The following is a 10,107-nucleotide window of genomic DNA, read 5'->3' as shown; positions in this document are numbered from 1 at the left end:
CCGGATCGGTCGAGCACCCCATCGAACGCCTGTTCGATAGAACACCAGTACACCTCTCGCGGGGCGCGCCTGTCAAACCATCGACCTCGCAACACTGCGGGACCTCCAGGGCCCTCCACCGTCGCAGGTCGCCGACCTGCGAGAGCACCATCTGGGTGTCGGGATCGACCTGCACCGGACCGGCGCTTCGGGTCCCGTCACCGGCCCCTGACATCGGTCCCTTGCACCAGCGCAGAACCGACTTCGGTCCCTTGCCTTGAGATCGGTCGTTCGATTGACCGATCTCAAGGCAAGGGACCGAAGTCAGAGGTCCAGCACGGCAAGGGACCGAAGTCAGGACCCGAGCTCACGACAACCGACCGAACTCGCAGGCCCGCCCTGGCACACCAGCACCGCCCCGGCAGCTTCAGTCCGGCAGCGGCGCTCAGCCCTCCGGCACGTAGAGCGACAGCGTGTGCGCCACCAGCGCCGGCTTCTCGGACCCCTCGATCTCCACGGTGACCTTCGCGGCGAGGCGTACGCCGGTGGGCCCCGGATCGGCGGAGAGGATCTCGGTGTGGGCCCGCACGCGCGAGCCGGCCGGCACCGGGGCGAGGAACCGCAGCCGGTCCAGGCCGTAGTTCATCACCATCGCGGCGCCGTCGACCGAGATGAGCGGCGCCGCCAGGTGCGACAGCAGCGACAGGGTGAGGTACCCGTGCGCGACGGTGGAACCGAACGGCCCGGCGGCCGCCCGCTCGGCGTCGAGGTGGATCCACTGGTGGTCCTCTGTGGCGTCGGCGAACGCGCTGATCCGCTCCTGGGTGATCTCGAACCAGTCACCGGAGGCCGTCCGCCCCACGGCGTCCGCGAGAGCCGCCGGCGAGTCGACGGTGATGATGTCGCCCCCTTCGATGCTCACGCCTTCGGCCCGCCCGCCACGTACAGCACCTGCCCCGACACGAACCCGGACTGCTCCGCGCAGAAGAACGACACGGCGTTGGCGATGTCCTCGGGCTGACCCACACGGCCCACCGGCACGTCCTTGGCCGCCACGCCCAGATAGTCGGCCAGCGGCACGCCGATGCGTTCGGCGGTCTCCCGGATCATGTCGGTCTCGATCACGCCGGGGGCCACGGCGTTCGCGGTGACGCCGAACTTGCCGAGCTCGATCGCCAGGGTCTTGGTGAAGCCCTGCATGCCCGCCTTGGCGGCCGAGTAGTTGGCCTGGCCGCGGTTGCCGAGCGCCGAGGTCGAGGAGAGGTTCACGATGCGGCCGAACTTGGCCTCCACCATGTGCGCCTGCACGGCCCGGGTCATGAGGAACGCGCCCCGCAGGTGCACCCCGAGCACGGAGTCCCAGTCGCTCACGGACATCTTGAACAGCAGGTTGTCGCGCAGGATGCCGGCGTTGTTCACCAGCACGGTGGGCGCGCCGAGCTCGGCGGTGACGCGTGCGACGGCGTCGGCCACCGACTGCTCGTCGGCGACGTCGACGCCCACGGCGAGCGCGCGTCCGCCGTCGGCCACGATGGCCTCCGCCGTGGCCTTGGCCTGGTCCTCCAGCAGGTCCAGGACGGCGACGGCGTAGCCGTCCTTGGCGAGCCGGCGGGCAGTGGCGGCGCCGATGCCGCGGGCTGCTCCGGTGACGATGGCGGTACGAGTCATGAAGGGTTTCCTCTCGGTACGGATGATCGTTACGACCTTCTCATTACGAGTGAGCAGGTCAGGTGAGCAGGTCAGGTGAGCAGGTCAGGTCAGAAGGTCACGAGCTGCCGCAGCGCCACACCGGAGGCGAGGCGGTCGAGTGCGGCGGGTAGGTCGTCCAGGGTGATGCGGTCGGAGACGAGCCGGTCCAGGGGCAGCCGGCCGGCCCGCCACAGCTCGACGTAGCGCGGGATGTCGCGGCTCGGCACCGCCGAGCCGAGGTAGGAGCCCACGACGGTGCGGGCCTCGGCGGTGAGGCTGAGCGGCGAGATGCTCGCCCGGGCGTCGGGGTGCGGCAGCCCGACGGTGACCGTGGTGCCGCCCGGAGCGGTGAGCGCGTATGCGGTCTCGAAGGCCCGGGCCGAACCCGCGGCCTCGATCACGACCGGCGCACGCAGCCCTTGCTCGGCGGCCTCCTGCGGCCCGACGGCGGTCGCCGCACCCAGCTCGCGCGCCAGGTCCAGCTTGGCGGGCACGGCGTCGACGCCGATCACCTCGTGCCCCAGCGCGACGGCCACCAGGAGCGCCGCCATGCCGACGCCGCCCAGGCCCACGACGGCCACGCGGTCGCCCGGCGCGGGCCGCCCGGCGTTCACGACGGCGCCCCCGCCGGTCAGGACCGCGCAGCCGAGCAGGGCCGCGACGTCGGGCGGGACGTCGTCGTCCACGGGGACCACCGAGGTCTCCGACACCACGGCGTGGCTCGCGAACGCGCTCACCCCGAGGTGGTGGTGCACCTCCTGGACTCCCCCGGCCTGGACCCCGCCGGCCGGAACGGGACGGGTCAGCCGCCGTCCGCCGCCCACGAGCGTGCCGGCGCCGTTGGCCGCCGACCCCACCGAACAGGGCAGGCGACCGTCGGTGGCGCACTCGGCGCACGTACCGCAGCGCGGCAGGAACGTCATCACCACCCGCTGCCCGACCGCGAGCCGTGCACCCGGGCCGGTGGCCTCGACGATGCCTGCCGCCTCGTGGCCGAGCAGCATCGGCACCGGCCGCACGCGGTTGCCGTCCACGACCGACAGGTCGGAGTGGCACAGCCCGGCCACCTCGATCCGCACCAGCACCTCACCGTCCTGCGGCGGATCGAGCTCCAGCGGCCCGACCGTCACCGGCCGGGACTCCGCATAGGGCGCGGGGGCGCCGCAGCGCTCCAGCACCGCACCGGTGATCCGCATCAAAGCTTCTCCAGCACCATCGCCATGCCCTGGCCGCCGCCCACGCACATCGTCTCCAGACCGTACCGGCCTCCGGCGTCCGCGAGCGCGTTGATCAGGGTGGACGTGATGCGCGCCCCGGTCATCCCGAACGGGTGCCCGACGGCGATCGCGCCGCCGTTGACGTTCAGCCGCTCGTCGGAGACGCCGAGCTCGCGCGCCGAGGGGATCACCTGGGCGGCGAACGCCTCGTTGATCTCGACGCGGTCCATGTCGTCGACGGTGAGCCCCGCACGGGCCAGCGCCTGCCGGCTGGCGTCGACGGGGCCGAGGCCCATGATCTCGGGCGACAGCCCGCTGACCCCCGTGGACACGATGCGGGCCAGCGGCCGCAGGCCCAGCTCGTCGACGATCCGGTCCGAGACGATCACGAGCGCCGCGGCGCCGTCGTTCAGGGGGCAGGCGTTGCCCGCGGTGACGGTGCCGTCGGGGCGGAACACGGGCTCCAGCGTGGTGAGCGTCTCCACGGTGGTGCCGGCGCGCGGGCCGTCGTCGGCGGAGACCACCGTGCCGTCGGCGAGGGTGACCGGCGTGATGTCGCGCTCCCAGAAGCCCGCCGCGATCGCCGCCTGCGCGCGCTGCTGGCTGCGGGCGGCGAACTCGTCCTGGTCCGCGCGCGTGACGCCGCGCAGGGCGGCGACGTTCTCCGCGGTCTGGCCCATGCTGATGTAGGCGTCGGGCAGCACGCCCTCCAGGCGCGGGTCGGTCCACGGCCCTGTCCCGGCCCCGGCGCGCTTCTCGGTACGGGCCAGCGCGTCGGCGAACACGGGGTTGTGCAGGTCCACGCCCGGGATGTAGTCGCTCGACCCGGTCGCGAACGAGCTCACCGACTCCACGCCCGCGGACACGAAGACGTCACCCTCGCCCGCCTTGATGGCGTGGAACGCCATGCGGGTGGTCTGCAGGCTGGAGCTGCAGTAGCGCGTGACGGTCGCGCCCGGCACCGTGTCCCAGCCGCACAGCACCGCGACGATCCGGGCCATGTTCATACCCTGCTTGCCGCCGGGCAGCCCGCAGCCGAGCAGCAGGTCGTCGATCCGGGCCGGGTCCAGGCCCGGCACCTGTTCGACGGCGGCGGCGACCATCCTGGCGGCGAGGTCGTCGGGGCGGACGTCCTTCAGCGACCCCTTGTGCGCGCGCCCGATGGGCGAGCGGGCGGTCGCGACGATGTAGGCCTCGTTCATAACTCCTCCTTGAGCTGTGCTGCGACGGTACTGCGACGGCGCCTTGCTGCGACGATAGAACAGCCCGGCTCAGACGAACGCCGCGTGGCCGGTGATCGCCCGGCCCACGATGAGCTGGTTCATGTCCTTGGTGCCCTCGAACGTGTACACGGCCTCGGCGTCGGCGAAGAACCGGGCCACGCCGTGGTCGAGCGTGATGCCGTTGCCGCCGCACGCCTCGCGGCACAGCGCGACGGTCTCCCGCATGCGGGTGGTGACGAACGCCTTGGCCATCGCGGCGTGGGCGTCGGTCTGGGTGCCGTTGTCCTGGAGCTGGGCCACGCGCACGCACAGGGCGAAGCCGGCGGTCACGTTCGCGTACGCGGTGGCGAGCTTGTCCTGGATCAGCTGGTAGCTGGCGATCGGGTTGCCGAACTGCTCGCGCTGCTTGGTGTACGCCACGGCGGCCTCGTAGGCGCCGACCATGGTGCCGAGCGCCTGCCAGGAGACGCCGTCGCGGGTGATCCGCAGCACCTTGGCCAGGTCGCGAAAGCTGTTGATGTGCGCCAGGCGGTCGGCCTCGTGCACCTCGACGCCGTCGAGCACGATGTCCGCGTTCTGCACGATCCGCAGCGACTGCTTGCGCTCGATCTTGGTCGCCGTGAAGCCGGGCGTGCCCTTGCGCACCAGGAAACCCTTGACCTGGTCGTCGGCGGTGTCCTTGGCCCAGACCACGACGACGTCGGCGAACGTGGCGTTGCCGATCCAGCGCTTGGCGCCGTTCAGGACCCAGGTGTCGCCCGTGCGGGTGGCGGTGGTGCGCAGACCCTTGGCGGTGTCGGAACCGGCCAGCGGCTCGGTCAGCCCGAACGCGCCGATGACGTCGCCGCTCGCCATGGGCGGGAGCCACTTCTCACGCTGCTCCGCGGAGCCGCCGACGCCGATCGACGTCATCGCCAGGCCACCGGACACGCCGATGAAGGTGCAGAACGACGAGTCCACGCGCGCCGTCTCCATGCCGACCCAGCCGCGGAACACCGCTGAGGTCTCCTCGCCCTGCGTCTCGGCCCAGCCCGAGCCGATGGTGCCGAGCTGCGCGTAGGGCTTGAACAGGTGCACGGGGCACTCGGCGCGCTCCCAGTAGTCGTCGGCGATGGGGCGCACCTCGCGCTCCATGAACTCGCGGACCGCCAGCGCCTTCTTCTGCTCGGCCGGGGTGAGCAGGTCCTGGAACGAGTAGAAGTCGGCCTCCAGGATGTCGGTGCGGGGCGACTCGGGTACGAGCGTCATCGGTCCTCCGATCGTCGTTGATCTGGTTGGTCGATCCGTACAGACCGACCGGTCGGTGTCCAGTATGCATCAATCTCGAATATGTTGCACCCATCCTCGCGAACCGGGCTACCCTGCCGATATGGGCTATCGACACCCCTTCCCCCTGCGCTGGAACGACAACGACCAGTACGGGCACATGAACAACGCCGTCTACTACGTGGCCATGGACACGGCGGTGAACACGTGGCTCATCCGGCACGCCGGCATGGACCCCGCGGGCGACGTGATCGGGCTCGCCCGGGCCTCGTCGTGCGAGTTCCTGGCACCGGTGTCGTTCCCGGACGAGATCGAGGTCGACGTCGCCGTCGGGCGCCTCGGGCGGACGTCGCTCACGTGGGACCTGGCGATCCTCCGCGCGGGCGCGCCCGACCGCGGCGAGCCGTACGCGACGGGCAGCTTCACGCACGTGTTCGTCGACCAGACGGCCCGTCGCCCGGTGCCGGTCCCGGACCGGGTGCGTGCGGCGGTCGAGCAGCACCTGGGGCTGCCTGAGGGGTGACCGGGTCTCGACAGGCTCGACCAGCGGAGGCGGGGGCGAGGCGCGGGGGAAAGTGTTGTGCTCCGGAGTGTGTTGCTGTGCGTAGACAATGTCTACGCTCAGCAACACACCTCCAGTGCGTAGGTTCTCCCCCGGGCTCGACTCCGGCCCCGGCAGCACCACCGCACGGCCGCACCATCACACCGCGGGGGCCGAGTGCCGGGCCGTCAGCTCGCGCTTGAGCACCTTGCCGCTCGGGCCCAGCGGCAGGTCTGCGGACACGTGCACCACCCGCGGGTACTTGTACGCCGCCACGTGCTCCTTCATGTACGCCACCACGGCGTCCGGGTCGACGTCGGCCCCGTAGGACGGCACGACGGCGGCGTGCACCTCCTGCCCGCGCACCTCGTCGGGCACACCGAACACCGCCGCCATGGCGACGCCCGGGTAGCGCGCCAGCACCGCCTCGACCTCCGTGGGATACACGTTGTAGCCGTTGCGGATGATCATGTCCTTCTTGCGGTCCACGATCGTCACGATGCCGTCCGCGTCGACGGTCCCGAGGTCACCGGTGCGGAACCAGCCGTCCACGACGGCCGCCGCCGAGGCGTCCGGCCGGCCCAGGTACCCCTTCATCAGGTTGTGCCCGCGCACCACGATCTCGCCCAGTTCGCTCGTCTCCCCCGAACCGGCGGGCGGCGCCGGCAGCAGCTCCACCCGGTCCTCCACCTCTGCGACTGCCACCGCGACGTCGACGCCCCACATCGAGCGGCCCACCGTCCCAGGCCGGATCGGCTCGGACGTCACGTTGAAGGTGCACGACGGCGACGTCTCCGTCAGCCCGTACCCCTCGTGCACCTGCGCGCCGTACGCCTCCTCGAACGCCTCGAGCAGCGCCACCGGCAGGGCAGCACCGCCGGACACGGCGTACCGCAGTGGGGGCCGTGCCGCCGAGCGCCGGGCCGCCTCGACCATGCCCGCGAAGTTGGTCGGCACCGCCGTGAACACCGTGGCGCCGTGGGCCACGAGCAGCTCGAGGGCCTCGTCGGGGTCGAACTTGGGCAGCAGGATGATGGACGCCGCCCGCCGGAAGGCCATGTTCAGCACCGCCATCTGGCCGAACGAGTGGAAGAACGGCAGGCCGCCGTAGACGACGTCGTCGGGCCGCAGGTCGAACGAGTCGATCAGGGAGCAGTGCACCTGCTCGACCATCGCCAGGTGCGACCCCACAGCGCCCTTCGGGGTGCCCGTGGTGCCGCTCGTGTACAGGATCGTGGCCGCGGCCAGCGGGTTCGTGCCCACGTGCCGCTCGATCGGGGTCGCGACCGCCGCCTCGTCCTCGAGGCGCGCCACCACGGTGCCCTGCTCGGCGAGCTGCCGGGCAGTCACCTCCGGTATCAGGACGGTCACCAGCGGCACTCCGGCCCGCGCGGCGGCGGGTGCGGCCTCCGCCAGCATCGGCGCGGCGACCACGACGACGTCGGCCCCCGCGTCCTTCAGGACGAACTCGATCTCGTCGCTGCGGAACAGCAGGTGCACGGGGATCACGACGGCCCCGAGCGCGAGCGTCGCGTAGTAGACGCGCGCGAAGTCGGGGACGTTCGGCACGATCATCGCCACGCGCGAGCCCGGACCGATCCCGCGGGCCGCGAGCGCCCCCGCGTACGCGCGGGTCTGGCCCCAGAGGTCGCCGTAGGTGGTGGCCTGACCCATGAAGTACAGCGCGGTGCGTTCGGGGAACCGGCCGGCGGTCTCGGCGAGGATGCTCGCTATCGAGAGGGTGCCGTAGCCGGGGCCGTCGACGGCTCTGTCGACGGCGCGGCTTGCGACGGGTTCGGGCAGGACGCCTGGGGTGTGCGTCATGTCGGGTCTCCTTCCGGGGAGGGGTGGGGAGCTGGCTGGGTCAGGAACGGTGCGCGACGGCGGAGCTCGGCCCGGCCGAGGGAGGCGAGATGCACCTCGTCGGGGCCGTCGGCCAGGCGCAGGGTGCGGACGCCCGCGAACAGCTCGGCCAGGGGGTGGTCGCCGGAGACCCCTGCGGCGCCGAAGACCTGGACGGCGCGGTCCAGGATCTGCCCGACGGCGCGGGGTACGGCGATCTTGATGGCCTGGATCTCGGTCATGGCGGCCTTGTTGCCCACGGTGTCCATGAGCCAGGCGGTCTTGAGCACGAGCAGGCGCAGGGACTCGATCTCGATGCGCGAGAGGGCGAGCCATTCGCGCACGACGCCCTGGTCGGCCAGCGGCGCGCCGAACGCGACCCGCCCGGTGGCCCGCTCACGCACCAGGTCCAGCGCGCGTTCGGCGATGCCGAGCGCGCGCATGCAGTGGTGGATGCGGCCGGGGCCGAGGCGGGCCTGCGCCATCGCGAACCCTTCGCCCTCGCCGCCGAGCAGGTTCGTAGCCGGGACACGGACGTCGTCGAAGACGATCTCGGCGTGGCCGCCGTGGTCGCGGTCGTCGTAGCCCAGCACGGTCAGGCCGCGCACGACGGTGACGCCGGGGGTGTCGCGGGGCACGAGCACCATGGACTGCTGGCGGTGCCGGGGCGCGTCGGGATCCGTCTTGCCCATCACGATCAGCAGGCCGCAGTCGGGGTTCATGGCGCCGGTGGCGAACCACTTGCGGCCGGTGATCACGTACTCGTCGCCGTCGCGCACGATGCTCGTCGCGATGTTCGTGGCGTCCGACGACGCGACGGCGGGCTCGGTCATGCAGAAGGCGGAGCGCTGCGCGCCGTCCAGCAGCGGGTCGAGCCACCGTTCGCGCTGCTCGGGGGTGGCGAAGTGCGCGAGCAGCTCCATGTTGCCGGTGTCGGGAGCGGCGCAGTTCATGGCGACGGGCGCGAGCTTGGGGCTGTACCCGGTGAGCTCGGCGACGGGCGCGTACTGCAGGTTGGTCAGGCCGCCACCGCGTGCGCCGGCCGGCCCGCCCGGGGGCAGGAACAGGTTCCACAGCCCTCGTTCGCGCGCGGTGGCCTGCAGGTGGCGCACCACCGGCCGGAAGGACCAGTCGCCGGGGGTGGCGGCGAGCTGGCCGGCGAGCACGGGCTCGGCGGGCAGCACCTCGTCCGTGACGAATTCCCTGACCCGCCGGGTGATCTCGCGGGTGGTGGTGTCGGGGGCGAAGTCCATCAGGCTCCTCCTGCTGTCGTGGTGGCGGTCCTGGGCGGGGTGTCGGCGAGCCGGTCCAGCCCCTCGGCGGCCAGCGGTTCCACCAGCTCCCCGATCCGGTCGAACCCGTCGCCGACGGTCTGCCCGCCGGTGAACCGGTAGTGGATGCCCTCGAGGATGACCGCGAGCTTGTAGCAGGCGAACGCGCGGTACCAGGAGAGGTCCGGCACGGCGATCCGGGCGCGGGCGGCATAGGCGTCGATAACCTCGCCGAAGTCCGGGTAGCCGGCTCCGGGCACGATCGCCCCCGGCACGACGTCGATCCCGGCGGAGGTGGTCAGCTCCCGGATGCGCCAGTACATGCCGAGCATGCCGAGGTCCACGAGCGGGTCCCCGAGGGTCGCCATCTCCCAGTCGAGCACCGCCGCGATCCGCGGTGCGTCGGGCGGGCCGGCCACCAGCGCGTTGTCGAGCCGGTAGTCGCCGTGCACGATGGCGGTGCGTCCGACGTCGTCGGGCACCGCCGTCTCCAGCCGCTCCTGGAGCGTGTCCAGGAGCGGCTGGGGCCGCGACCGCGAGGCGTCGTACTGGCGCCGCCAGGTTTTCATCTGACGCCCGAGGTACCCGGCGGGCCGGCCGAAGTCGGCGAGCCCCACCGCCGCCGGATCGGTGGCATGGAGGTCCGCGAGGACCTCGGCCAGCTCGACACCGAGCCGGCCGAGCCCCTCGCGGGTCCAGGCCGCGTTGTGCTCCGGGCGGGCCAGCACCATGCCCGCCACGTGCTCCATGACGAAGAACACCGTGCCCGTGACCTCGGCCCGCTCCGTGTCGTCCACCACCGCGACGGTGCGCGGCACCGGGATCGTCCCCGCCAGGGCGGTGATGACCCGGTGCTCGCGCCGCATGTCGTGCGCGCTGGACAGCACGTGCCCCAGCGGCGGGCGCCGCACCACGAGCGGCAGCGCGGCTCCGTCCACCCGGTAGGTGAGGTTGCTGCGCCCGCCGGTGATGAGGCTCGCGGTCAGGCCCGGGCCGGCGGGATCCGCCAGCTCCGGGTGCTCGCGGGCCAGCCAGGCGGCCAGGCCCGCGACGTCCAGGCCGGGTAGTTCGTGCGTCAT

The 10,107-nt window shown here is 72.3% G+C and carries 9 protein-coding genes; 1 reads left to right on the top strand and 8 read right to left on the bottom strand.

The genetic code is table 11. The annotated features are described in order from the left end of the window. Positions 1–424: 424 nt before the first annotated feature. From AB0I32_RS17310 to AB0I32_RS17290, 5 genes are all read right to left on the bottom strand, one after another. The gene (locus AB0I32_RS17310; RefSeq protein ID WP_357508144.1) at positions 425–901 is read right to left on the bottom strand and encodes a MaoC family dehydratase; all 477 of its coding nucleotides are present in this window, start codon (positions 899–901) and stop codon (positions 425–427) included. Continuing rightward, positions 898–1,647: a 3-oxoacyl-ACP reductase FabG gene (fabG, locus tag AB0I32_RS17305; RefSeq protein WP_357508142.1), complete on the bottom strand. Its 750-nt coding sequence runs from the start codon at positions 1,645–1,647 to the stop codon at positions 898–900. Before fabG ends, AB0I32_RS17310 begins: the two co-directional genes overlap by 4 nt. An 89-nt stretch (positions 1,648–1,736) precedes the next feature. Further along, the gene (locus tag AB0I32_RS17300) at positions 1,737–2,864 is read right to left on the bottom strand and encodes a zinc-binding dehydrogenase (protein ID WP_357508140.1); all 1,128 of its coding nucleotides are present in this window, start codon (positions 2,862–2,864) and stop codon (positions 1,737–1,739) included. Continuing rightward, positions 2,864–4,087, bottom strand: coding sequence for an acetyl-CoA C-acetyltransferase (locus AB0I32_RS17295; RefSeq protein ID WP_357508138.1), 1,224 nt, complete (start codon positions 4,085–4,087; stop codon positions 2,864–2,866). The genes AB0I32_RS17300 and AB0I32_RS17295 overlap by 1 nt, the downstream gene beginning before the upstream one ends. 69 nt (positions 4,088–4,156) lie before the next feature. Next, entirely contained in the window at positions 4,157–5,356 is a 1,200-nt protein-coding gene (locus AB0I32_RS17290) for an acyl-CoA dehydrogenase family protein (RefSeq protein ID WP_357508136.1), read from the bottom strand. 121 nt (positions 5,357–5,477) lie between these two features. Here AB0I32_RS17290 and AB0I32_RS17285 point away from each other — a divergent pair, with 121 nt between their 5' ends. Next, positions 5,478–5,897, top strand: coding sequence for a thioesterase family protein (locus tag AB0I32_RS17285; RefSeq protein WP_357508134.1), 420 nt, complete (start codon positions 5,478–5,480; stop codon positions 5,895–5,897). Between the two features lie 177 nt (positions 5,898–6,074). Here AB0I32_RS17285 and AB0I32_RS17280 read toward each other — a convergent pair whose 3' ends face one another. From AB0I32_RS17280 to AB0I32_RS17270, 3 genes are read right to left on the bottom strand one after another with little or no spacing between them, the layout of a single operon-like run. Then, positions 6,075–7,739, bottom strand: a complete 1,665-nt coding sequence (locus AB0I32_RS17280) for an AMP-binding protein (protein WP_357508132.1) — start codon at positions 7,737–7,739, stop codon at positions 6,075–6,077. Beyond that, positions 7,736–9,010: an acyl-CoA dehydrogenase family protein gene (locus AB0I32_RS17275; RefSeq protein ID WP_357508130.1), complete on the bottom strand. Its 1,275-nt coding sequence runs from the start codon at positions 9,008–9,010 to the stop codon at positions 7,736–7,738. The genes AB0I32_RS17280 and AB0I32_RS17275 overlap by 4 nt, the downstream gene beginning before the upstream one ends. After that, positions 9,010–10,107: a phosphotransferase family protein gene (locus tag AB0I32_RS17270; protein WP_357508128.1), complete on the bottom strand. Its 1,098-nt coding sequence runs from the start codon at positions 10,105–10,107 to the stop codon at positions 9,010–9,012. The genes AB0I32_RS17275 and AB0I32_RS17270 overlap by 1 nt, the downstream gene beginning before the upstream one ends.

The organism is Promicromonospora sp. NPDC050249 (assembly GCF_040656015.1).
In the GTDB taxonomy this organism is placed as follows: domain Bacteria; phylum Actinomycetota; class Actinomycetes; order Actinomycetales; family Cellulomonadaceae; genus Promicromonospora.
Note: the sequence above shows the minus strand (reverse complement) of the source record. Positions and strands in the feature narration are given on the sequence as shown.

Excerpts from the sequence above, each read along its gene's own strand:
- fabG (WP_357508142.1), bottom strand. The coding sequence starts at position 1,647 with ATGACTCGTACCGCCATCGTCACCGGAGCAGCCCGCGGCATCGGCGCC.
- AB0I32_RS17300 (WP_357508140.1), bottom strand. The coding sequence starts at position 2,864 with ATGCGGATCACCGGTGCGGTGCTGGAGCGCTGCGGCGCCCCCGCGCCC.
- AB0I32_RS17295 (WP_357508138.1), bottom strand. The coding sequence starts at position 4,087 with ATGAACGAGGCCTACATCGTCGCGACCGCCCGCTCGCCCATCGGGCGC.
- AB0I32_RS17290 (WP_357508136.1), bottom strand. The coding sequence starts at position 5,356 with ATGACGCTCGTACCCGAGTCGCCCCGCACCGACATCCTGGAGGCCGAC.
- AB0I32_RS17285 (WP_357508134.1), top strand. The coding sequence starts at position 5,478 with ATGGGCTATCGACACCCCTTCCCCCTGCGCTGGAACGACAACGACCAG.
- AB0I32_RS17280 (WP_357508132.1), bottom strand. The coding sequence starts at position 7,739 with ATGACGCACACCCCAGGCGTCCTGCCCGAACCCGTCGCAAGCCGCGCC.
- AB0I32_RS17275 (WP_357508130.1), bottom strand. The coding sequence starts at position 9,010 with ATGGACTTCGCCCCCGACACCACCACCCGCGAGATCACCCGGCGGGTC.
- AB0I32_RS17270 (WP_357508128.1), bottom strand. The coding sequence starts at position 10,107 with ATGACGCACGAACTACCCGGCCTGGACGTCGCGGGCCTGGCCGCCTGG.